Annotated in this window: 22 protein-coding genes; 13 read left to right on the top strand and 9 right to left on the bottom strand. The window is 60.0% G+C overall.

All coding sequences use genetic code 11. The annotated features are described in order from the left end of the window. Nucleotides 1-57 precede the first annotated feature (57 nt). Together FEE99_RS21190 and FEE99_RS21185 are read left to right on the top strand one after the other, a co-directional pair. On the top strand, nt 58-1389 hold the full coding sequence (locus tag FEE99_RS21190) for an aminotransferase-like domain-containing protein (RefSeq protein WP_041477373.1): 1332 nt from the start codon (nt 58-60) through the stop codon (nt 1387-1389). 40 nt (nt 1390-1429) lie between these two features. After that, entirely contained in the window at nt 1430-1810 is a 381-nt protein-coding gene (locus tag FEE99_RS21185) for a c-type cytochrome (RefSeq protein WP_041477042.1), read from the top strand. Nucleotides 1811-2311: 501 nt separating this feature from the next. Here FEE99_RS21185 and FEE99_RS21180 read toward each other — a convergent pair. Next, entirely contained in the window at nt 2312-3967 is a 1656-nt protein-coding gene (locus tag FEE99_RS21180; RefSeq protein WP_041477041.1) for a sensor domain-containing diguanylate cyclase, read from the bottom strand. A gap of 177 nt (nt 3968-4144) precedes the next feature. Between FEE99_RS21180 and FEE99_RS21175 the strand changes: the two genes are divergently transcribed. Then, complete coding sequence (locus FEE99_RS21175) at nt 4145-4480, top strand: hypothetical protein (RefSeq protein ID WP_024013386.1); 336 nt, start codon at nt 4145-4147, stop codon at nt 4478-4480. Nucleotides 4481-4554: 74 nt separating this feature from the next. Here FEE99_RS21175 and FEE99_RS21170 read toward each other — a convergent pair whose 3' ends face one another. Together FEE99_RS21170 and FEE99_RS21165 are read right to left on the bottom strand one after the other, a co-directional pair. Further along, a complete protein-coding gene (locus tag FEE99_RS21170) occupies nt 4555-5034 on the bottom strand; it encodes a hypothetical protein (RefSeq protein WP_041477372.1) in 480 nt (159 codons plus the stop codon). Nucleotides 5035-5158: 124 nt separating this feature from the next. Beyond that, the gene (locus tag FEE99_RS21165; protein ID WP_041477040.1) at nt 5159-5728 is read right to left on the bottom strand and encodes a chorismate mutase; all 570 of its coding nucleotides are present in this window, start codon (nt 5726-5728) and stop codon (nt 5159-5161) included. Nucleotides 5729-5926: 198 nt separating this feature from the next. Here FEE99_RS21165 and FEE99_RS21160 point away from each other — a divergent pair, with 198 nt between their 5' ends. Both FEE99_RS21160 and FEE99_RS21155 read left to right on the top strand, forming a co-directional pair. Then, on the top strand, nt 5927-7285 hold the full coding sequence (locus FEE99_RS21160) for an MATE family efflux transporter (RefSeq protein WP_041477039.1): 1359 nt from the start codon (nt 5927-5929) through the stop codon (nt 7283-7285). 74 nt (nt 7286-7359) lie between these two features. Next, a complete protein-coding gene (locus tag FEE99_RS21155; RefSeq protein WP_041477037.1) occupies nt 7360-7917 on the top strand; it encodes a YceI family protein in 558 nt (185 codons plus the stop codon). A 4-nt stretch (nt 7918-7921) separates the two neighbouring features. On the opposite strand, the gene FEE99_RS21150 is transcribed toward FEE99_RS21155, so the two are convergent. Next, nucleotides 7922-8407 carry a DUF3592 domain-containing protein gene (locus FEE99_RS21150; RefSeq protein WP_041477036.1) on the bottom strand — a complete coding sequence of 162 codons (486 nt, stop codon included), beginning with the start codon at nt 8405-8407 and terminating at the stop codon, nt 7922-7924. 151 nt (nt 8408-8558) lie between these two features. Here FEE99_RS21150 and FEE99_RS21145 point away from each other — a divergent pair, with 151 nt between their 5' ends. Further along, nucleotides 8559-9245, top strand: coding sequence for a GNAT family N-acetyltransferase (locus FEE99_RS21145; protein ID WP_041477034.1), 687 nt, complete (start codon nt 8559-8561; stop codon nt 9243-9245). Nucleotides 9246-9302: 57 nt separating this feature from the next. Here FEE99_RS21145 and FEE99_RS21140 read toward each other — a convergent pair whose 3' ends face one another. Together FEE99_RS21140 and FEE99_RS21135 are read right to left on the bottom strand one after the other, a co-directional pair. Beyond that, nucleotides 9303-10427 (bottom strand): DmpA family aminopeptidase, encoded by a 1125-nt coding sequence (locus tag FEE99_RS21140; RefSeq protein ID WP_041477033.1) that lies wholly within the window; start codon nt 10425-10427, stop codon nt 9303-9305. A 72-nt stretch (nt 10428-10499) separates the two neighbouring features. Next, the gene (locus FEE99_RS21135; protein ID WP_041477032.1) at nt 10500-11603 is read right to left on the bottom strand and encodes a polyamine ABC transporter substrate-binding protein; all 1104 of its coding nucleotides are present in this window, start codon (nt 11601-11603) and stop codon (nt 10500-10502) included. 111 nt (nt 11604-11714) lie between these two features. On the opposite strand from FEE99_RS21135, the gene FEE99_RS21130 reads away from it, so the two are divergent. Beyond that, nucleotides 11715-12494, top strand: a complete 780-nt coding sequence (locus FEE99_RS21130) for a helix-turn-helix transcriptional regulator (protein ID WP_041477031.1) — start codon at nt 11715-11717, stop codon at nt 12492-12494. 122 nt (nt 12495-12616) lie between these two features. Here FEE99_RS21130 and FEE99_RS21125 read toward each other — a convergent pair whose 3' ends face one another. After that, nucleotides 12617-13558 carry a class I SAM-dependent methyltransferase gene (locus FEE99_RS21125; RefSeq protein ID WP_041477029.1) on the bottom strand — a complete coding sequence of 314 codons (942 nt, stop codon included), beginning with the start codon at nt 13556-13558 and terminating at the stop codon, nt 12617-12619. A 198-nt stretch (nt 13559-13756) separates the two neighbouring features. Between FEE99_RS21125 and FEE99_RS21120 the strand changes: the two genes are divergently transcribed. From FEE99_RS21120 to FEE99_RS21105, 4 genes are all read left to right on the top strand, one after another. Further along, entirely contained in the window at nt 13757-14170 is a 414-nt protein-coding gene (locus FEE99_RS21120; protein ID WP_016775233.1) for a response regulator, read from the top strand. A 56-nt stretch (nt 14171-14226) separates the two neighbouring features. Further along, nucleotides 14227-14895: an HAD-IA family hydrolase gene (locus FEE99_RS21115; protein ID WP_041477028.1), complete on the top strand. Its 669-nt coding sequence runs from the start codon at nt 14227-14229 to the stop codon at nt 14893-14895. A gap of 159 nt (nt 14896-15054) precedes the next feature. Continuing rightward, a complete protein-coding gene (locus FEE99_RS21110; protein ID WP_041477026.1) occupies nt 15055-15852 on the top strand; it encodes an SDR family NAD(P)-dependent oxidoreductase in 798 nt (265 codons plus the stop codon). A 21-nt stretch (nt 15853-15873) separates the two neighbouring features. Further along, on the top strand, nt 15874-16284 hold the full coding sequence (locus FEE99_RS21105) for an SRPBCC family protein (protein ID WP_041477025.1): 411 nt from the start codon (nt 15874-15876) through the stop codon (nt 16282-16284). Between the two features lie 131 nt (nt 16285-16415). Here FEE99_RS21105 and FEE99_RS21100 read toward each other — a convergent pair whose 3' ends face one another. Together FEE99_RS21100 and FEE99_RS21095 are read right to left on the bottom strand one after the other, a co-directional pair. Further along, the gene (locus FEE99_RS21100) at nt 16416-17810 is read right to left on the bottom strand and encodes a sensor histidine kinase (RefSeq protein WP_041477024.1); all 1395 of its coding nucleotides are present in this window, start codon (nt 17808-17810) and stop codon (nt 16416-16418) included. Next, nucleotides 17788-18471 (bottom strand): response regulator transcription factor, encoded by a 684-nt coding sequence (locus tag FEE99_RS21095; RefSeq protein ID WP_041477023.1) that lies wholly within the window; start codon nt 18469-18471, stop codon nt 17788-17790. Before FEE99_RS21095 ends, FEE99_RS21100 begins: the two co-directional genes overlap by 23 nt. 307 nt (nt 18472-18778) lie before the next feature. On the opposite strand from FEE99_RS21095, the gene FEE99_RS21090 reads away from it, so the two are divergent. Both FEE99_RS21090 and FEE99_RS21085 read left to right on the top strand, forming a co-directional pair. Then, entirely contained in the window at nt 18779-19708 is a 930-nt protein-coding gene (locus FEE99_RS21090) for a hypothetical protein (protein ID WP_041477022.1), read from the top strand. Nucleotides 19709-19956: 248 nt separating this feature from the next. Then, on the top strand, nt 19957-21342 hold the full coding sequence (locus FEE99_RS21085; protein ID WP_081932375.1) for a hypothetical protein: 1386 nt from the start codon (nt 19957-19959) through the stop codon (nt 21340-21342). Nucleotides 21343-21437 lie beyond the last annotated feature (95 nt).

The following is a 21437-nucleotide window of genomic DNA, read 5'->3' as shown; positions in this document are numbered from 1 at the left end:
CGTGATCCTAGGGTGGACAATCAGCACAATCAAAAAATTGTCATGGATACAGCCGGCATGCCCCGATCCCGTTACAAGACCTTGGTTGACCGCTATGCAGCGGATATTCGTGGCGGACGACTGCCACCGGGCACGCGATTACCTACGCATCGGCAACTGGCGGCGCAGGAAGGACTGGCGCTGGTTACCGCTTCACGGGTTTATGCCGAGCTTGAGGCGATGGGCCTGGTCAGTGGCGAAGCCGGGCGCGGCACTTTTGTGCGGGAAACGTCGCTGGCGCCGGGGCAGGGCATCGATCAGAAAGACGTAGCGGTCGGCATGATCGACCTGAATTTCAACTATCCGTCGTTGCCCGGTCAGGCTGAGCTGTTGCGCACGGCGTTGCGGCAACTGGCGTTGTCCGGCGATCTCGAAGCGTTGCTGCGTTATCAACCCCACGCCGGACGTGCCCACGAACGCGCCTCGGTGGCGCGACATTTGTCGACACGCGGCGTGACCGTTGAAGCCGACCAAGTGCTGATCGTCAATGGCGCTCAGCAAGGTTTGGCGGTGACGCTGATGGCCCTGCTCAAACCCGGTGATGTGATCGCCGCCGATGCGCTGACGTATTCCGGGTTCAAGGTGCTGGCCGACGCGTTGCATCTGGAAGTGCTGGCGATCCCGATGACAGAGCACGGCCCGGATTTGCCGGCACTGGACAGGCTCTGCCGCCAGCGTGCGGTGCGCGCCGTGTACAGCATGCCGACGCTGCACAATCCGCTGGGCTGGGTCATGCCACTGGAACAGCGCGAGCAATTGGTGGCGATTGCCCGGCGCTATGATCTGACACTTATCGAAGATGCGGCCTACGCGTTTCTGGTGGAAAATCCGCCGCGAACCTTGATCGATCTGGCACCGGAACGGACGTTTTACGTATCGGGCCTGTCGAAAAACATCGCCACCGGATTGCGGGTCGGCTTCATCGCGGCGCCGCTGCCTCAAGTGCCCGCACTGGAACGAATCATTCGCGCGACAACGTGGAACACGCCCGGGGTGATGACCGCCATTGCGTGCGGCTGGCTCGACGACGGCACCGTCACCGTGCTTGAGGAGCAGAAGCGTAGTGATGCCATGGCCCGGCAGACGTTGGCGGCCGAGGTGCTGAAGGGGCTGCGCTACATTGCTCATCCGGCCTCGTATTTTCTGTGGTTGCCGTTGCCCGAAGATGTGCGTGCCGATCAGATCGTGGTCGAGTTGATGCAGCAGCAGATTTCGGTCACCAGTGCAGAGCCGTTTTCGCTGTCGGGCCATACGCCCCATGCGATTCGTCTGGCTCTCGGGTCGGTGGACATGCACGTGTTGCGTCAGGCGTTGATCACTGTCAGAACGATTGTCGGCGCTTATCTGTAAACTGCGTTCACGCCATGAAAAGCCAGGTTTGGACTGTTTAATGAAATTCACCACAGCACTGCTTCTCGCCTTGATCTTCAGCACCAGCGCACAGGCTGAGGGCGATCCTGAAGCCGGGGCGAAAATCTTTCCGCGTCTGTGCGGCGGTTGCCATCAGGTTGGCGAGTCGGCTCGTTCGGGGTTTGGTCCGCAGTTGAACGGCATCGTTGGCCGGGCTGCGGGGACTTCGGCCAATTATGTTTATTCCGATGCGATGAAAAACTCGGGGATTACTTGGGATCGGGCGACGTTGAAGGCTTATCTCAAGGATCCGAAAGGGGTGGTGCCGGGGACGCGGATGATTTTCTGGGGGCTGAGTGATGAGGAGAAGTTGAATAATTTGTTGGCTTATCTTCAGAAGTTCAGTGCTGAATCAAGGTAGGAGCGGAGTACATATCCATTGCTGCGGTAACGGCTGCTTAGGGTTCCGCCCTTACGGCGGGTCACCTTTTCCAAACGCCGAAAAGGTAACCGAAAAGGCTTGCTCCTGCGTTCGGCCCTCGCAGGCTCGGGTTCCTTCGCTGCGGGATCGATCCGGGCGCAGCGGCTACGGTTTGCTTCGCTGCACCTACACTCGCTGTGTCTGGCTGCGCCAGACGGTCGCTGCGCTCCCACCCCCGGATCAATCCCTCCGCTCAGCCTTCCGACGTCGCCGGTGGATCAAGATCAAAAGCAGGCGAGCTGACACTCGGCCTAAGACGAACGCGGAGACTGTAGGAGCTGCCGAAGGCTGCGATCTTTTGATCTTGCTCTTGCTTTCTGTGGGAGCGAGCCTGCTCGCGAAAGCGGTTTCCAAACGACTCATATTTCCGGTTTTACCTCATCCCTGTGGGAGCTGGCTTGCCAGCGATGGCAGCCTGTCTCTGGTTGTTATACGCCCGTGTCAGTGGGCATGAAACGCAACCTGATTGCGCCCCGCAGCTTTCGCCTGATACAGCTGCTGATCGGCGCGTTTGATCAGGGCCGTGTGGTTGTTGTCTGCCGGATCTGCCAGGCCAAGGCCAATACTCACCGTGACGTTGCCGACGCCCGGAAACTGTGCTTCGGCGACTGCCGTGCGAATCTTTTCGGCGACGACTTCCGGGGTGTCGGGTTGCGCGACTTCCGGCAGCAGTACGGCGAACTCTTCGCCGCCGTAGCGGGCGACGAAATCGGTGCTGCGTACGCTGTTCTGGATCAAGGTCGCCAGTTGTTGCAGGACCTCGTCACCGACCGCGTGGCCGTGGCTGTCATTGATGCGTTTGAAGTGGTCGGCATCGATCAGCAGCAGGGCAAAAGGGCGTCCGGTGCGTCGGGACAGCAGCGAGTATTCAGTGATTTTTTCGTCAAAGCGGCGACGGTTGTAAACGCCGGTCAAGCCGTCGTGTGTGGCCAGGCTCAGCAGTTCGGCGTTGGCCTCGGTGAGTGCGGCGGTGCGTTGCGCCACGGTGGCTTCCAGGGTCGCGTTGGCTTCTTGCAGCTCGCGTTCCTTGCCGAGCAGTGACTGCGTCATTGCGTCGATGGACTGGCCGAGCTGGGCGATTTCCAGTACCGGATGCTGGAGCTGGAACTGCGCGCCGGACTGGTTGTTTTGCACTTGTTTGGCCGAGCGTGCCAGTTGTTCGATCGGGCGGCTCAGGTACAGCGCCAGGTAATAAGCCACCAGACCGAAAACGATGGCGGCGAAAACGCCGAGTATCAACAGTTCATATTGCAGCGTCCGCGCCGGTTGCAGCGCGGTTTCCAGTGGCTGGCGGATGGCAATCGACCACGACAGCGCCGTGCCCGATGGCGTCGGCACAGTGACCATGCTGGTCAGGTAACCGTTGGCCGCCGTCCAGCCCGACAATACCGGATCGTTGGTCGCCAGCTGTTGGCCCATCAGCGCTTCGGGGTAGAGCACCTTGCCGTCGTGGTCGACGATCAGCGCCTGGACATCCGGCGCCGAGTTTTTGTGGGAAAACGCCGCCGACTCGACGATGCGCGTTACCCAACTCCAGTGTGCATGTGCGCCCAGCACGCCAATCACCTGTCCTTCGGCATTGTGGATCGGCGCGGCAAAATCGATGAAGCGCAACGGCTCGCCATTGGGCAGGCCCGGCAACAACTTGGCCAGCAACACCGCTTCGTGAGGATCGCCGGTGTATTGCCGGCGCAGGCCGATCTGGAACCACGGGCGTTTCTGCACAGATTGACCGACCAGCAGATCATTGACCGCTTGGCGAACGTTGCCCTCGGCGTCGGTGACGCCCATCCACGCATATTCGGCGCGCGCCTGGGTGCGCAACTGCATCGACTTGAGGATGGCTGGGTTGTCCAGATCTCCGCGCTCCAGATGCGGTGCGCGACTGAGCAGGTAGACCTCCAGTTGCCGTTCGCGCAGTTGTTCGCCCAACAGCGTCGCCGCTGCACGCGCGGTGTTCAGCAAGGCGTTGCCGCTGGCCTGCTTCATTTGTTCGGTGGCGATATGACCGACATAAAAGCCGACGCTCAATAACGTCAGCAGGGACAAACCGCCGAACCACAGGGTGAGATGGCTACGCAGACTGGCTTTGAACATGGAGGCGGGTGTCTGTCTTTATTGAAGTGGCGCCATGGTATGCGACATCGCCGATGGGCGGCCAGCGAACGGGTTCATGTAAATACAAAGAAGATTGATGTTAATGAGCCATCATTTTGGTTAGAATGCGCGCCGCCCGAGAGACGGATCCCGGGCGTTTTCCCATGGAGTTTTACCGTGAAATACCTCAGCAAAGTAGTCGCCGCCGCACTGTTCGGTGTGGTTCTGGCAGGTTGCACCGGCGCCCCGATGAAAACCGCCCATTACGACAGCAACCAATACACCGTGGTTGGCCACAGCGAAGCATCGGCCACCGGCCTGCTGCTGTTTGGCATCATCCCTATCCGCCAGAACAGCCGATTTGTGCGCGCGCAAAACGCGGCCATCCAAGCCAAGGGCGGCGATGCAATGATCAACACGCAGGTTCAGGAAAACTGGTTCTGGGCCTGGGTTCTGACCGGCTACACCACCACCATCTCCGGTGACGTGGTCAAGCTGAAAACCGCGCAATAAGCGACGGCTGAATGCAAAAAAGCCCGGCTGATCAGGCCGGGCTTTTTCATGGGTGTTGCGGTCATGCAGATGATTCAGGCGACACGGCGTTCGATCAGACGATCAGAACCACCTTCGGCAACACGGCGTTCGAGCAGACGATCCGAACCACCTTCGGCAACGCGGCGTTCGATCAGACGATCAGAACCACCCTCGGCAACACGGCGTTCGATCAGACGATCAGAGCCACCTTCAGCAACGCGGCGTTCGAGCAGGCGATCCGAACCACCTTCAGCAACGCGGCGTTCGAGCAGACGATCAGAACCACCTTCAGCAACGCGGCGATCGATCAAGCGATCGGAGCCACCCTCGGCAACACGGCGTTCAATCAGACGATCCGAACCACCCTCGGCAACACGGCGTTCGAGCAGACGATCAGAGCCACCCTCAGCGACGCGGCTTTCGATCAGCTTGTCCGAGCCGCCTTCAGCGACCAGGGTGTGAGCAGGCGTTACTGCAAAAGCGTTAACTGCGAAAACCGAGAAAGCGATGCCGAGAAGGGTTTGGCGTTTCATGATCGTGTGCTCCAGGAAGTTGTTTGTTTGTCTGGAGCCGATGTTACGCCGCGCAGTTTTTATGAGAACTTCATTGACGTGATGGTGAACATCGACGCCGATGATGTTTGCCATAAGCGGCGATTCAGAGGGCTTTTGCCCGAATGCACAACTCGCCGCTGGCACGAATCAGCGCCATGTCATGCAGCGAATCGGCGGCCAGACCGTTGCGAACATTGGCCAGCCATGCCGGGCAATTCGGATCCTGGCGATAGGGCCCGAAGGCGGCGTACTGCTGCAACAAGCGCTTTTGCAGTTCATCCAGGCGCGGGCGGATCTGCTTGCCCAGATCCGGACGCGGTGTGTCCGGTGCAGCACCTGCTGCTTGCCATTGCGCGAGCAGACCGTATTGCACCAGTTTGTTCGCTTCCATCTGTGCGGCGATCAGTTGCGCGACATCGTCTGCGTCGAGTTGATGTTCGGCGGCCAGAGTTCGGGCATTGGCGATGACCTGCGCCTCTCTCGGGCTGTCCTGGATCGGCTTGCCGCTGTCCCACTTGGTCAACGCAACCAGATCGCCGATGCTCAGGCGTTCATTCAAAGTGGCCAGTAGCGGTTTCAATGAAGCAGGCGCCGCTGCGGGTGCGGCCGCTTGAGCGTAGGCGGCCGACAGAGCGAGGAGGGAGCCAAGCAGAAAATTTGCAACGTTACGCATGAACCGAGCCTCAATAGTACGTGTCGACAGAAGCGCTGATTTACCACAGCCGCACACTGACACAAAGCGATGCCTGGCATTTACACAAATGCAAAACAGGCAATCAACGCCGATGGGAAATGTTGATTGCACGCTGCACGCAACTCACCGAAGCTATCGTCAATCAGGCCTGCCGCCGTCGAGATGGACCTCCATTCAATGCAAAGCGCCACCTTCGCCAAGCCGCTCTGGCAAACCTATCTGCTGTTTCTCGCGCCGATGGTGCTGTCGAACTTCCTGCAATCGATGTCCGGGACGGTCAACAGCATCTACATAGGCCAGATGCTCGGCACACAGGCGCTGGCGGCGGTATCCGGCATGTTTCCCGTCGTGTTCTTTTTCATCGCCCTGGTCATCGGCCTTGGAGCTGGCGCAGGCGTGTTGATCGGTCAGGCGTGGGGCGCGCGCGAAACGCACATGGTCAAGGCGATTGCCGGAGCGACGTTGCTACTGGGTGTGTTGATCGGTTTGGTCGCGGCGGTGCTGGGCACGGTGTTTGCGCGACAGGCACTGACGGGGTTGGGCACGCCGGCGGATGTGCTCGACGACGCGGTGGACTATGCCCACGTCATGTTGTGGATTCTGCCATCGCTACTGGTATTCGTGCTGTTCACCCAATTGCTGCGTGGTGTCAGCGATACGCTGTCGCCACTACTCGCGCTGATTGTCTCCACCACCGTGGGACTGGCGCTGACGCCGGCGTTGATTCGCGGCTGGCTGGGCTTGCCACCGTTGGGCATTCAGAGCGCGGCGTATGCCGGGCTGGCGGGGAATCTCTCAGCAATGGCGTGGCTGGCCTGGCGGCTGATCCGCAAGGGCCATCCGCTGGCGCCGGATCGAGAGTTCTTTGCCGCGCTGCGACTGGATCGGGCCATTCTCGGCAAGGTCCTGCGCATCGGCCTGCCCACCGGCGTACAGATGATCGTGCTGTCGTTGTCGGAGCTGGTGATCCTCGCACTCGTCAACCAGCACGGCTCGCAAGCGACGGCGGCCTATGGCGCAGTCACCCAGATCGTCAACTACGTGCAGTTTCCGGCGCTGTCGATTGCGATCACCGCATCGATCCTCGGTGCCCAGGCGATCGGCGCCGGGCATCTGCAACGCATGGGGCCGATCCTGCGCACCGGGCTGTTGATCAATGTGTGCCTGACCGGTGGCCTGATTGTGCTGGGTTATCTGCTATCGCACTGGTTGCTGGGCCTGTTCCTGACCGAGGACTCGACCCGGGCGATGGCCGAGCATCTGCTGCACATCATGCTCTGGAGCCTGTTGGTGTTCGGCTTCCAGGCCATCATCGGCGGGATCATGCGCGCCAGCGGCACCGTCCTGGTGCCGGTGGTCATTTCGATTGTCTGCGTGGTCGGCGTGCAGTTGCCGGCGGCGTACTGGCTCGACGGGCAGTTCGGTTTGCAGGGTGTGTGGATGGCGTTCCCGGTTGCCTATCTGGGAATGCTGATACTGCAGACGCTCTATTACAAATTGGTGTGGAAGCATCAGAAGATAGAGCGGTTGATATAGGCGCTGGCATAACAACGGGTTGTTTGCTTAAGTCAACCAAGGCCCTCGACGACACACGCCGCCCGGAGAATGTCATGACGTCGCGATTGCTGCTGGTTGCCGCGTTTACATCCTTTGTCATGGCCTGTGCGCAGGCCGCTGAATATAACCTGGTCAACACCAGCGCCAGCCAGATCAGTTTCACCTACAACCAGATGGGCTCGCGAATGTATGGCACCTTCGGCAAGTTCGAGGCGGCTCTGGATTTAGATACCGAAAACCTTGCCAACGCCCGCACCACCTTGCATATCGACCTGAGCAGCATTGACGCCGGCAGCGAAGACGCCAATACCGAGCTGGTGAAACCCGCCTGGTTCGATACTGAAAAATTCCCGCTCGCGGTATTCGAGTCCCGCCGCTTCACCCAGGTGGGCGAGCACCTGTACCAGGTCGCCGGTCAGCTTACGCTCAAGGGCATCACTCGCGATGTCGAGGTGCCGGTGGAGCTGAAACCGGGCAACGCCATTGGCATTTTCGACGGCGAGCTGGTGCTCAACCGTGAGGAGTTCGGCCTCGGCGCAGGGGAGTGGGCAGACAGCGTGGTGTCGAAGGACATCTACATCAAATTCAGGGTGGTGGCGCCACAACAGTGACCGTTCAGTAATATCGGTCCTGTTCCTTCATCGCCTGAATCTGCCAGAACGTCCGGCCGGAAATCAGCAGGAACAGCAGGGCGAGCGTCACGCCGCCGGTCATGATGTAAAAACCTGCGCGATAGCTTTGCAGCTGGCTGGCGATGGCGCTTTTTTCCGGCATCCAGGGCGAGACCAATAGCGCAATCGGGCCATTGACTTCGTACTGGGTGTGTTCGGCGTAGCGTTCGTCGACAAAATCACTTTCATGGAGCTGGCCCAGCTCGTCGGCATAACGATAGTGAATGATTTTGCCATTCTTGTTCATCAGGATCTCTTCCAGCTGCGTGACAGTGCCGTTGGTTTGCGCGCCATTGAAATTCAGCAGCGCATACAGAATGCCTTGATGGCGCGCCATCCCGGCGAGGAGCAAGACCACGCAGCAGGCGACAGTGAGCATGACGACGCGGTTGTAAAGATGATCTTTTGCGGCTTCGCGCGGGTAATACATGGCCCGGTCCTTGGTAGTGAAATGAGGGTGTTCGTTACATCGGCCTTCGACAGCGGATCTTTAAACGGTGGTCTATCGCGGCACGGTATGATGTCGCGGTTCGTCGACGGCTCTGATCATCGGCAACGTTTTTTATCGCCGGAGTTTGCCCATGCCACGCATCACCCACTACATCTCCCCATGCCCGGAAAACGTCAACAGCCAGATCCTGCAAATGGTCGTCGACTACCTGACCGACATCAGTGCGGTCGGCCTCGGCCCGAGCAATCTGCTGTACAACGTTTATCAGTACGCGGTGGGTTATGAGGTGCACCTGTACCTTGAGGCGTTGAACGGCCAGAAGGGCACCGAGGTGGAATTGCTGGTGGCCACTGACGATGAGGATCCAGAGCAAGTCATCGGATTTCTCATCTGTCTGCCGGTGCAGGGCGATTGGGAGGCGTGCAGCGTCGCGTACATGGCGGTGCGTGAAGGTCATCGGCGTCAGGGTGTGGCGCGGGCGATGCTCGCGGACATGGTCGGGCGCTACCCGCATGCGGAACTGGCCTGCAGCATTGGCAAGGTACCGTATTTCGAGGCACTGGGTTTTGAAGTGATCGGCCAGCGCGAAACCCAGGTGCTGATGAGCACGCGGCATAACCGCAGCAACGGCCTGCGCGGGTTCATCGACACCACGCCGATCTATCGCTCGCTGGAAGTGCAGCAGATTCACACCTATCTGCTGCAGAAGAACGGCAAGCGCGCGATGCTCGATGCGGAAAAACAACGCGACCGCCATCTGGACCAGACCAGCCGCCACGTAGAAGAATTCGTCCGTCAGCGCCTGACTCTGCATTGACCGGGAGCGTGCAGCGGACGACTCAAGTACCGCCAGTCGTCCCTGCACAATGCCGGTTCATGCCGGACGCGATCCCGGCCAACCGGATTTTTTCAGCGCCGCCAGAAGCGTCTGCGCATCCAGGCCCGGCACCGAATGACCGTTGCCCTCGCTGCTGTCGCTGGCGAGCAGGGCATTGATGATCGCTTCTTCAACGGCTTCGGTCGCGGCCAGAAACAGCTCGCTGATGTGGTCGTTGTTGACCATGCGCAAGCCGTCGCAGGTGGCTGCGCGTTTAGCCTCATAAGCGGCGGGCGGGACGTGATCATTGCCGGTGGCGAAGGCAATGAAGATGTCGCCGCTGTGGTCTTCGTTACCGCCGCCGGTACGCGCCAGGCCCAGGCTGGCACGCTGTGCCAGGCGCGTGCATTGATGGGGCAGCAGCGGCGCATCAGTCGCCAGGCAAACGACGATCGAGCCCATGCCCGGGTGCGGCAGCGCTGCCCGCAGGAACGGTGAATCCTTCTGTTCCATATAACGTCCGACCGGGTAACCATCGACGCGTAATTCACTGCGAATGCCGTGGTTGGCCTGCACGATCGCGCCAACGGTCCAGCCTCCCTGGGCAGCACTCAAACGGCGCGATGCGGTGCCGATGCCACCCTTGAATTCATGGCAGATCATGCCGCTGCCACCACCCACCGCACCTTCGACTACCGGCCCATCCACGGCGCCGTTCAGTGCCTCGGCGACATGCTCGGGCTTGACGTGAAAGCCGTTGATGTCATTGAGCAGTCCATCGAAGGTTTCCAGCACCACCGGCATATTCCAGTAAAGCCGCCCGTCATCCGGCTGTTGCTCACGGTCCAGCACAATCAGCGCATCCCGCACCACACCGAGGCTGTGGGTGTTGGTAAAGGCAATCGGACTGGTCAGCAGGCCGGCCTCGCGAATCCATTCCAGGCCGGTCGCATCACCGTTGCCATTGAGTACATGCACGCCGGCAAAGCACGGTTGCTGGCTGGTCGAGCCGAGGCGCGGCTCGATCAGCGTGACGCCGGTGCAGATGTCACGGCCGCTGCTGCTGCGACCGCGTACATTGCTGTGACCGACGCGCACGCCCGGCACATCGGTGATGGCATTGAGCGGGCCGGGTTGCATCTGGCCAATGAGGATGTCGAGATCACGGGCACGCGGATTCATAGATTCAGTCTCTTGATTCAAAAGGTCGGGCGGCTTACCGCTCGGATGAGGCAGGCAGATTTCTTGCGCGGGTTACTGGCCGTTCTTGACCTTGCTCCACACCCGCGTACGCACACGTTCGGCGGCTTTGGGCAAGGGTTCGAGGGTGTAGAGAGTGGCCATGGCGGCAGGGGACGGGTAGACCGCCGGGTTGTCGCGAGTTGCTGCTGCCACCAGCGTTGTCGCGGCGCGATTGCCATTCGGGTACGACAGGTGATCACTGACCGGCGCGATCACCTCCGGCCGCAGCAGGTAATCGATAAACGCCAGGCCCTGGGCGCGATTGGGCGCGTCCTTGAGCAGTACCAGAGTTTCGAACCACACCGGCGCGCCTTCCTTTGGCAGGCTGTAGGCGATCTTTACGCCGTTATTGGCCTGCTCGGCGTTGGTCTTGGCTTCGAGCATCGCCCCGGACCAGCCAACCGCCACGCAGATATTGCCGTTGGACAGATCGCTGATGAACTTCGAAGAGTTGAAGTAGGCGATGTGCGGGCGCAGCCTGAGCAGCAGTGCCTCGGCTTTTTTGTAGTCTTCGGGATCGGTGCTGTTCGGCGGCAAGCCCAGGTAATGCAGGGCGACCGGCAGCATTTCCGACGGCGAATCGAGCATCACCACGCCGCACTCGGCCAGTTTGGCCAGATTGGCTTCGTTGAACAGCAACTCCCAGGAATCCACCGGCGCTTTGTCACCCAACGCGGCGCGGACTTTTTCGACGTTGTAGCCGATGCCGTTGGTACCCCACAGGTAAGGCACGGCGTACTGATTACCCGGATCGTTGACCGCGAGTTTTTTCAGCAGATCGGGGTCGAGGTTTTGCCAGCCTGGCAGTTGATCGCGAGGCAAGGGGGCGAGGGCGCCGGCCTTGATCAGGGTCGGCAGGCTGAAGTTGCTCGCCACGACAACGTCGTAGCCGCTGCGGCTGGTCATCAGTTTGCCTTCGAGCACTTCGGCGCTGTCGAAGGTGTCGTACACCGGCCGGATGCCGCTGTCGCGCTGGAAATCGTGCAGCGTGTTCGGCCCGATGTAGTCGTACCAGTTGTAGACATGCACGCTCGGTACGTCTGCCGCCATGGCGACCGAGGAGAGACAAAAACAGGCCAGCAGGCCCGGGTTGATAGATCCACGGTGACGACGCATGATGCGGCACTCCTGGCCTGTCGCAGGCCGGTGATGAACTGGAGTGGTCAGGCTAGCGGGCCGGTCACACCAGCCCCATTCCCATCATGGGTTACTCGAAAGGGGTAGTGCGTGGACGCGTTGTTGCAGGAATTGCCGGTGCATCAGAGTCTGGCGCGGGTATTTACCCAGCTCGGGCAGGACGGTTTCTGGCGCGCGCTGGTCGACACCCTGCGCCTGCTGGTGCCGCTGGACAATGCCCTCGTCGCCCTGATGCAGCCCGGCCAGCCGCCGCGTTTGCTGATCGACTTCGACAGCAAGGGCTATGTCGACGATCAGCAAGAGCTGGCCGGTTATACCGCCGGCATTTACCTGCTCGATCCGTTTTATCAAGCCGCCGTCAGCGGGATCAGCGACGGCCTGCACAGCCTGGCGTCCGTTGCGCCGGATCAGTTTCTGCACAGCGAGTATTACCAGAGCTACTTTCGTGCCGTGGTGGGCGAGGATGAGTTGCAGTTTCTGATCAACGTCGAAGGCGCGGTACTCGGCTTGTCCCTGGGCCGCTCGACCGCGTTTGGCATGGCCGAGCAGGGCCGACTGTTGTGCATTCGTGATTGGGTATTGGCGGCGATGCATCGCCACATGCAGTTGCTGCCGCCGCAAGGGCCGGTGGCTGACGCGGTGGTGGGTGATCTGGCGACGCTGCTGGACCGTTTCGATGCCCGGCTGACCGCGCGCGAGATCGACACGGCGCGTCTGATCCTGCAGGGCTTTTCCAGCAAGGCGATGGCCCAGCAGATGGGGATTTCGCCGGAGACAGTGAAAGTGCATCGACGCAATCTCTATCACAAGCTCAACGTCACCGGGCATGGTGAGTTGTTTGCGCTGGTGCTGCGGCCGACGTCTTTGTGACCAACGCAGAATTTGTGTGGGAGCGAGCCTGCTCGCGAAAGCGGTGTATCAGTCAACAAAATTGTTATCTGACACTGCGCTTTCGCGAGCAGGCTCGCTCCCACAGGTGAACTTACGCTGTGTTAGTGGCTGCGCTGGAAGACCAGGGCTTTCAGGCCGCTCTCTGGATCGATATCGGGAAACTCCGGCGGGTTGTCCAGCCGATGATCGAAGCGCAGGCTCGGCGCTTCCTGGGTCACGCCATCAATGAGAAAGTCGGAACCGAACGACGGGTCGTTCATGCACGCCAGCACCGTACCTTGCGCGGTGAGCAGTTCCGGCAAGCGGCGCAATACGCGTTGATAGTCCTTGGTCAGCAAAAAGCTGCCTTTCTGAAACGACGGCGGGTCGATGATCACCAGATCGTACGGGCCGCTGTTGATCACTTTGCCCCAGGATTTGAACAGGTCGTGGCCGAGAAAACTGACCTTGCTCAGGTCGTGGCCGTTCAGGCGGTGATTGTCACGCCCTCGGCTCAGGGCCGCACGGGACATGTCGAGATTCACCACATGGCTGGCGCCACCCTCGATTGCCGCTACGGAAAAGCCGCAGGTGTAAGCGAACAGGTTCAACACCCGCTTGCCCGCTGCCTGTTCGCGCACCCAGTTGCGGCCGTAACGCATGTCGAGAAACAGTCCGGTGTTCTGCTTGCGTCCCAGGTCGACGCGGTACTGCAAGCCGCCCTCGACGATGGTCATTTCTTCGATTTCCTCACCGATCAGCCATTCGGCCGTGCTTTGCGGCAGGTAACGGTGCTGGATCAGCAGGGTATGTGCACCGGACTGCTGCCATTGGGGCGAGGCGGCGAGTTGCAGCAGCGAATCCCGCAGATCCTGCAGTTGCTCAGGCGCCGGTTCCTTGAACAACGACACCAGCACCACGCCCTGCAACCAGTCCACGGTCAATTGCTCCAACCCCGGCCAGCAGCGTCCGCGCCCGTGAAACAAACGACGGGTTTCGCTGGGCGCCACCGCCAGTGCGGGCAGCAAATGAGCGTGGAGGGTAGCGAGGGCTTCAGGGTTCATGGATCAGGATCGGCCAGGCAAAGGGCCGGCATTTTAACCACAAATGAGGGGATTCGATGGGCGCTGCGCTTCGAAAAACAACACCTTGGCGAAATCCTCTGTATCAAAAATGAATTTCTACAGGGCGCGCTGCTCATACCAGATAAGCAGCGGATTCAAAACCGCTTATCAAAAATGTAATTCGGGGGAGTGCTGTTCATGTGCCCTACACCTACGTCGAGCGCGCACCTTCCTGGCGGGTTGATTCTGGTTGTCGAGGACGATCCGTTGATTCTGGAGTTTCTTTGCGAAATTCTTCAGGAGGAAGGGTTCAAGGTCGAACCGCAAACCAGCGCCGACGCTGCGTCGCTGTATCTGGAAAAGCACGCGGCGGACGTCGCGTTGTTGCTGACCGATATCACCATGCCCGGCACGCTTAACGGCGCGGACCTGGCCAATCTGTTCGGCGATCGCTGGCCGGAAAAACCGGTGATGGTCATGTCCGGCTACGAGACGCCCGAGACCTCCGGGGTCAAGCATTCGGTGGCGTTCATCAAGAAGCCGTGGGCGATCGGGCAATTGCTCGACTGTGTGGAAAGTGCGTTCAAATCCAAGGCCCCGCAGTTGCACTGACAAGTGCTACATTGCCGGGCCAGGCTGCCCGGCCAACTGTCAGAGGATTTGCTCTCTTGTCTGCACAAGCATCGGTTTTTGATCGCGCGTTCGGCGCGTTCCTGTTCGACATGGACGGCACCGTCCTCAATTCCATCGCCGCCGCCGAGCGCATCTGGTCAGCGTGGGCGGTGCGCCATGGCGTGGAGGTCGAGACGTTTTTGCCGACCATCCATGGCGCACGGGCGATCGACACCATCACCCGGCTGAATCTACCGGGCGTGGATGCCGAGGAACAAGCGGCGTTCATCACCGCAGCGGAAATCAATGACGTTGAAGGCATTGTCGAGATTCCTGGGGCGGCGGCATTTCTCAACGCTCTGCCGAAAGATCGCTGGGCAATGGTGACGTCTGCGCCTCGCGATCTGGCGTTGCGGCGGATGGCGGCGGCGGGTCTCCCCGAGCCGGCGGTCATGATCACGGCGGAAGATGTAAAGGCTGGCAAACCTGATCCTGCGGGGTATCTGCTGGCGGCGAAAAAGCTCGGTGTCGAGCCAGCGGATTGCCTCATTTTTGAAGACGCCACGGTTGGTATTCAGGCTGCGGAAGCGGCGGGCGCTGCACTGATGATCATCACCACCACGCACCAGCACCCGATCGAAACGGCGCATGCGACGTTGGCCAGTTACGATGCGATCGGCGTCAGGGTCGATGGCGATGGTTTTCTTTACCTGATGCAAAACTGAACCGCTGCGAAAAGCGCCACCCCCGTCACCGGTCGGCCGCTCAACCGTGCATGCAACATCGCGACTACGCTGATTCGTGCTTCTGAAATCGCCAGGGTCGAGCCCGTGACAGGCATCGACCGTCAGGCGAGATCCCTTGCCTACCGATGAGGTAAACGCATGAAGATTGATCTGAGTGGAAAACTGGCCATCGTTAGCGGCAGCACTGCCGGCATCGGTCTGGGTATCAGCCAGTCGCTGGCCGAAGCCGGCGCCACGGTGGTGGTGATCGGTCGTGACACGGCCAAGGTCGAGCAGGCACTGGCGAGCATTCGCCAAGCCGTGCCAAGCGCGCAGTTGCGTGGTCTGACCGCCGATCTGGGCACGGCCGAGGGCGCGGAAAAGCTGTTCGCCGCCGAACCGCGCGCGGACATTCTGGTGAACAACCTCGGCATCTTCAACGACGTCGATTTCTTCGAGACTCCCGACAGCGAGTGGACGCGCTTCTACGAGGTCAACGTGATTTCCGGCGTGCGCCTGGCGCGGCATTATGTGCCGGCGATGGTTGAGCAGGGCTGGGGCCGGGTGATCTTTCTGTCATCGGAATCCGGCGTGGCGACGCCGGCGGACATGCTCAATTACGGCGTGACCAAAAGCGCCAACCTGGCGGTGTCCCACGGCCTGGCCAAACGTCTGGCTGGTACCGGTGTCACGGTCAATGCGATCCTGCCGGGACCGACTTTCACCGATGGCCTGCAGGACATGCTCAGAGACGCGGCCGCCGAGTCCGGGCGCGACCTGCGCGACGAAGCCGACGCCTTTGTGCGCAAGGCCCGTCCGACCTCGATCATCCAGCGCGTGGCGGATGTTTCGGAGGTGGCGCATCTGGTCACCTACATCGCTTCGCCGCTGTCCTCGGCCACCACAGGCGCGGCGTTGCGCGTCGATGGCGGCGTGGTCGACAGCCTGACTATCTGAATTTCCCAAATGAGAGGTTTTATGCCAACTGCATCCGCAACCATCGACATCCCGGCCTCGGCCGATCAGGTCTGGCAATTGATCGGCGGCTTCAACACGCTGCCGGACTGGCTGCCGTTGATCACCAACAGTGAACTGAGCGAAGGCGGGCGAGTGCGCACCCTGCAAACCGCTGACGGCGGCGTGGTCATCGAACGTCTGCAGACCTTCGATAACGCTGCGAGAACGTACAGCTATTCCATCGAACAGGCACCGTTCCCGGCCAGCGATTACCTGGCGACGATCAAGGTTGAAGCCCAGGGGCAGGGGGCGCGGGTGACGTGGTCGGGGCGCTTCAATGCGGTCGGCGTGAGCGATGAAGAAGTGGTGGCGCTGTTCAACGGCATCTACCAGGGCGGGCTCGAAGCCTTGCGGGCCAATTACCCGACCTGAGACGCAGATCGTTCCCACGCTCTGCGTGGGAATGCAGCCCGGGACGCTCTGCGTCCCATTTCGAAAGCCGGAACGCGGAGCGTCCCTTGAGGCATTCCCACGCGGAGCGTGGGAACGATCGGCGCGAGACGTCAGGCCTGACTGATCAAACTCTGCCGACAATCCAGCACCAGTTTCGCCCCGCCCAGATCGCTGCTGCCGACTTCAAGACTGAAGCCGTGCAGGCTGACTATCGCCGCAACGATCGACAACCCCAGACCAAAACCACTCTGCGGCTGGCCACCCTCGGTGCGGTAAAACCGCTGGAACACCGCCTCACGTTCAGCCTCGGGAATCCCCGGGCCTGAATCGTGCACCTCGATCCGCGTCTGCCCACCGGCATTGACCCCACGCAACATCACCGTGCCGCCGGGCGGGGTGAATTTGATCGAGTTGCTCAACAGGTTCGCCAACGCTTCGAACAGAAGTGCGCGGTCGCCATTGAGCGGCGGCAGCGTCTCCGGCATGTTCAACTGGAAACGCAGATCGCCTTCCTCGGCCAGCGGCAGATAGAACTCGTGCAACTCCTCCAGCAAACGCACCGGATCAAGTTCGACGAAACCTGAGCGACGCTGGCGATCCTCCAGTTCGGAAATCCGCAGCAATCCGCGAAAGCGCGCCATCAGCGTATCCGCTTCAGCCAGTACCAAGTCCAGTTGCGCCGCTTCTTGCGAACCTTCGCCGGCCTGTTGCTGCATGCGATACAACTGAGCGCGCAGGCGAGTCAGCGGCGTGCGCAAATCGTGGGCGATGTTGTCGCAGACGCCCTTGACCTCGTTCATCAAGCGCTCGATGCGCTCGAGCATGGCGTTGACGATGGCGGCGAGCATGTCCAGTTCATCGCGGCGATTGGACAGCGGCAAGCGGTGCGTCAGGTCGCCGGCAACGATGGCCTGGGCGCTGTTCTGAATCGCGCGGATGCGCTGCAACGGTCTACGCCGCAGCAGATGCCAACCGGCGACCCCGGGAATAATCGTCAGCGACACCCCCCAGAACAACGCGTGCAAAATGATCCGCGTCACCGCGAACAGCGAGCCATTGTCACGCAGCAGCACCAGCCAGCGCCCGTCACGGGTTTGCGTGGCCACGGCATCGCAGCTGTCGCTCGGCAGGGTCGGGTCATCGGAATCGGCGCACTCGGCGAGCATATGGATCTTGCCGTCGAGCGGCAGTCCTTCGGGAATTTGCTGGAGTGCGCCGCCCAGGTAAACACCGTCAGCGCTGAATAGACCATAGGCGTCGATACCGCGAATATCGAAGGTCATGCTGGCCGCGAGCGCGTCTTCGAGTTGCTCGCCGCGAAAATGCGAGAACAGGTGCTGACGTTGCATCAACGAATGTTTGGCCAGTTTGTCGAGGTAGCCGGACACCTCGTAATACATGACCCCCATGAGGATCGCGCTCCAGGCCACGAACAGCGAGCTGTACAGCGCCAGCAAGCGGCTGCTGGAGGAGCGCCAGCCGTCAGACGGGTTCGGCAATGACATAGCCGGAGCCCCGTACCGTGCGGATCAGCGGAACGTTGCCGACTGCGTCGATTTTCTTGCGCAGCCGGCCGATATGCACGTCGATGAGGTTGGTGCCCGGGTCGAAGTGATAACCCCAGACCTCTTCGAAAATCATCATCCGCGAGAGAATCTGGCCGCTGTTGCGCATCAGAAACTCCAGCAGTTTGTATTCGGTGGGCAACAGCGTCAGCACCTGCTCGGCGCGGCGGGCTTCATGGCTGATCAGGTCGAGTTCGAGGTCGGCGACTTTCAGCGTGGTGGCCTGGGTGGCGACGCTGTTCTGTCGGCGCAGCAACACTTCAACCCGCGCGGCCATTTCATCGGTGGCGAACGGCTTGGTCAGGTAGTCATCGCCACCCGCGCGCAAGCCGCGCACGCGCTCATCGACGTCGGAGAGGGCGCTGATCATCAGAACCGGCGTCGCCACGCCCATGGTGCGCAGGGTGGTGACGATGGCCAGACCATCCAGCTCGGGCAGCATGCGGTCGAGGGTAATCAGGTCGTAGTTGCCGCTCACGGCGCGGTCGAGGCCTTCGCGGCCATTGTCGACCCAGTCGACGTCCAGCCCGTGGCTGCTCAGTTCGGCAACGATTTCCCGCGCGGTCACGGCGTCGTCTTCGATGGTCAAGATACGAGTCATAGGCAGGCCTGCTGATCGGTTCAAACGGAATGGCAGCATTTTGCCAAGAATTTGCCGTGGCGCTTTAAATTAACTTTCATCTTCGTCGCCTGGTGAATCAGAACTGATCGGATTTGCCACGCTTTGGTTAATGCAGAAAACCCGCAATCGGATGCGCTTTATTGCAAGTTGCACGGTCCGAGGAAGTTCAAGTTTTGTAACTCATTGAAAGAAAAGAAGTTATTAAAAGTGTGCGACTGGCACGGTCACTGCAATTCCTCACACGACGACTTGTAACACCATTTTTCATGCCTGGAGCACTACAACAATGAATAGATCCCCTGATGGCTATTATCCTGCCTTGGAAGAGTCGAGCAGCGTGTCAGGCGTGTCCTGGGGCGCGATCTTCGCCGGTGCTGCGGCTGCCGCCGCGCTGTCGATGATTCTGGTGCTGCTCGGGTTTGGCCTGGGCTTTTCGGCTGTTTCACCGTGGGCCGGAGAGGGCGTGAGCGCCAAGGGCCTGGGCATTTCAACGATCGTCTGGCTGGCGGTGACGCAGATCATCGCTTCCGGCATGGGCGGCTACATTGCCGGCCGTCTGCGCGTTAAGTGGGCCAACATGCACGGTGACGAAGTCTACTTCCGCGACACCGCCCATGGTTTCCTCGCTTGGTGCGTCGCTACTTTGGTGACCGCTGTGCTGGTGGTCGGTTCGGTCAGCAGCGTCGTCAGTGGCGGTGTGCAGGCAGGTGCCAACGTCGTCGGCGGTGCTGCCGGTGCGATGAGCCAGGCCGCCGGCTCTGCCGCAGCCAATACTGACAGCGATCAGTACGGCTACTTCGTCGACAGCCTGTTCCGCGATGATCGTCCTGCTGCCGTCAGCGATGACGCTGCACGCGGCACTGTGACCCGCATCTTCGCCCAAAGCCTGGCCAACGGTCAGCTCAGCGCCGAAGATCGCACCTACCTCGCACAACTGGTATCGCAACGTACCAACCTGAGCCAGGCCGATGCTGAACGTCGTGTCGACGAAATCTACGCCAACACCCAGAAAGCCATCGCTGACGCGAAACTGAAAGCTCAGCAAGCTGCCGACACCGCCGCCAAAGTCGCTGCCTACACCTCGCTGTGGATGTTCGTCGCGCTGCTGGCCGGTGCGTTCTTCGCAAGCCTTGCAGCCACCTTCGGCGGTCGTCGTCGCGATGCAGTCGAGTACGTTGAAGTCGACACCTACACCACTACCACTCCGGTCCGTTAAAAAGGAGAGTCACCATGCGCTCATTACTGCTGTTTTTCCTCGGCGTACCGATCCCGATCATCATCCTGATCGCCCTGTTCGTACACTGATCCCTCTGAGGCAGGATGCCTCTGCCGCTTTCATCTTCGGGTGAAAGCGGCTTTTTCATTTATGGCTCACAGGGTCATGAATATGGCTCGCAAGGTAATCACGACTAGTATTTTTGACAGGTGGCGTCGCGGGCCTAAAGTGCTGGAATCGGGGCAGGAATGAACACAACGTTTGTTCGGATTTGCCTCGAGGGACTGGACGTGAATACGCGATTGAAATTTGAAAACGCAGGAACGCTTGATCCGGCTTTTGCTGATGCGGGGCTCTTGAGCTTTCCAGTGAACGGATTGCCTGGATTTGACGCAGCAGCTGTATTGGCAGTGTCTGGAAAAAAGACCCTTGTCGGATTTTATCCATCGGTAATTTATGGACCGGCAACGGTTGCACGTTTCCATGAGGACGGAGCGCTGGACACTGACTTCGGGAAGGAGGGTGTTGTAGAGATCGCTTTGGAAAACGCAACCATGGCGCATGTTCTGACGCTCAGCGCGCTGAACGATGGTGCCTGGTTGTTGCAGGGCACCTACGAGCAGGAAGGCTATGTAGAAGGTATAGCGCTGGTACGTTGTCTCCCTGACGGGCAGCAAGATCAGTCTTTCGGTGAGAAAGGTGTTCGTTACCTTCGTTTCGATCAAATGGACAAACCTGAGCCATATGAACCCGGCAACGCGAAGCCAGCCTTGCGACATGTGCAAAGAGCCTTTTCTTCGGGTGCGGCTGCGGGCTCCGGCATGTCCATGGTTGAGCAATCCGACGGCAAGTTGGTCGTGATCTTCCACGTCTATAACGATGAGTCCGAAAAGTCGCGTGGCATCGTGCTGCGACTGAACGCGGACGGGAGTAGCGACAAGACGTTCAACGATCACGGATTCGCCCTGATCGACTTCGACAACAGTTCCAATCATGCGTTGGGTGTTGCCGTTCAGTCAGACGGCAAGATCCTTGTCTGCGGGCGATACCATGACCAGACGCCGGGCCTTCAAGGCGGTTATCTAGTGCGTTTCGATGCATTCGGGCGTATCGATACCACGTTCAATGGCGGTGAGGTTTTCAAGTTGAAAACTCGCTATGAGGAATTCAACGCGGTATCGGTAAGGGAAAGCGATGGGCTCATCGTCGTCGCCGGCGCTGCCGCCCCGCAGGGCGCACTGCAAGGTGCACTGGTCGTTTTGAACGCCAATGGCAGCTATAACCTGGTCTTTAACCAAGGGAAACCTTTGTATTCGCCTTTGCTGAAGTCGGGCATTCATTGGAAAAATTGCGTAGTCCAGACCGACGGGTCGATTGTAGTAGGCGGGCATGGCAGTGGCGCATACATCAACGGCAGCGATTTGTACGTGGCTGCGCGTTTTCTGGCTGATGGATCTCTGGACAAGGCATTCAACAATGTAGGCTTTGCCATTTTCGGAGTTGAAGGAAAGCAGTGTTATTACAAGAGCATGAGCTTGATGGACGATGGACGAATCATTGCGTGCGGTTATCAGGCGCTCGAATACGGTTGGGGGCTGGTGACCGGTGGGTGGGTCATACGCTTTCTGGTTTGACAGAGCGCAAAGCTGAATGTCTGCTTTGGCCGCTTGCACCTCGGTGAAGGCGCTTTTTGCTTCCTGCCAGCCAACAAGGCAAGCGTCCGCGCCGC

It is taken from the genome of Pseudomonas sp. ef1 (genome assembly GCF_007293365.2).
Lineage (GTDB): Bacteria > Pseudomonadota > Gammaproteobacteria > Pseudomonadales > Pseudomonadaceae > Aquipseudomonas > Aquipseudomonas siliginis.
The sequence above is the reverse complement of the archived record's forward strand: the minus strand, read 5'-3'. Positions and strand labels throughout refer to the sequence as shown.

Excerpts from the sequence above, each read along its gene's own strand:
- FEE99_RS21190 (WP_041477373.1), top strand. The coding sequence starts at position 58 with ATGCCCCGATCCCGTTACAAGACCTTGGTTGACCGCTATGCAGCGGAT.
- FEE99_RS21185 (WP_041477042.1), top strand. The coding sequence starts at position 1,430 with ATGAAATTCACCACAGCACTGCTTCTCGCCTTGATCTTCAGCACCAGC.
- FEE99_RS21180 (WP_041477041.1), bottom strand. The coding sequence starts at position 3,967 with ATGTTCAAAGCCAGTCTGCGTAGCCATCTCACCCTGTGGTTCGGCGGT.
- FEE99_RS21170 (WP_041477372.1), bottom strand. The coding sequence starts at position 5,034 with ATGAAACGCCAAACCCTTCTCGGCATCGCTTTCTCGGTTTTCGCAGTT.
- FEE99_RS21165 (WP_041477040.1), bottom strand. The coding sequence starts at position 5,728 with ATGCGTAACGTTGCAAATTTTCTGCTTGGCTCCCTCCTCGCTCTGTCG.
- FEE99_RS21160 (WP_041477039.1), top strand. The coding sequence starts at position 5,927 with ATGCAAAGCGCCACCTTCGCCAAGCCGCTCTGGCAAACCTATCTGCTG.
- FEE99_RS21155 (WP_041477037.1), top strand. The coding sequence starts at position 7,360 with ATGACGTCGCGATTGCTGCTGGTTGCCGCGTTTACATCCTTTGTCATG.
- FEE99_RS21150 (WP_041477036.1), bottom strand. The coding sequence starts at position 8,407 with ATGTATTACCCGCGCGAAGCCGCAAAAGATCATCTTTACAACCGCGTC.
- FEE99_RS21145 (WP_041477034.1), top strand. The coding sequence starts at position 8,559 with ATGCCACGCATCACCCACTACATCTCCCCATGCCCGGAAAACGTCAAC.
- FEE99_RS21140 (WP_041477033.1), bottom strand. The coding sequence starts at position 10,427 with ATGAATCCGCGTGCCCGTGATCTCGACATCCTCATTGGCCAGATGCAA.
- FEE99_RS21135 (WP_041477032.1), bottom strand. The coding sequence starts at position 11,603 with ATGCGTCGTCACCGTGGATCTATCAACCCGGGCCTGCTGGCCTGTTTT.
- FEE99_RS21125 (WP_041477029.1), bottom strand. The coding sequence starts at position 13,558 with ATGAACCCTGAAGCCCTCGCTACCCTCCACGCTCATTTGCTGCCCGCA.
- FEE99_RS21120 (WP_016775233.1), top strand. The coding sequence starts at position 13,757 with ATGTGCCCTACACCTACGTCGAGCGCGCACCTTCCTGGCGGGTTGATT.
- FEE99_RS21110 (WP_041477026.1), top strand. The coding sequence starts at position 15,055 with ATGAAGATTGATCTGAGTGGAAAACTGGCCATCGTTAGCGGCAGCACT.
- FEE99_RS21105 (WP_041477025.1), top strand. The coding sequence starts at position 15,874 with ATGCCAACTGCATCCGCAACCATCGACATCCCGGCCTCGGCCGATCAG.
- FEE99_RS21100 (WP_041477024.1), bottom strand. The coding sequence starts at position 17,810 with ATGTCATTGCCGAACCCGTCTGACGGCTGGCGCTCCTCCAGCAGCCGC.
- FEE99_RS21095 (WP_041477023.1), bottom strand. The coding sequence starts at position 18,471 with ATGACTCGTATCTTGACCATCGAAGACGACGCCGTGACCGCGCGGGAA.
- FEE99_RS21090 (WP_041477022.1), top strand. The coding sequence starts at position 18,779 with ATGAATAGATCCCCTGATGGCTATTATCCTGCCTTGGAAGAGTCGAGC.
- FEE99_RS21085 (WP_081932375.1), top strand. The coding sequence starts at position 19,957 with ATGAACACAACGTTTGTTCGGATTTGCCTCGAGGGACTGGACGTGAAT.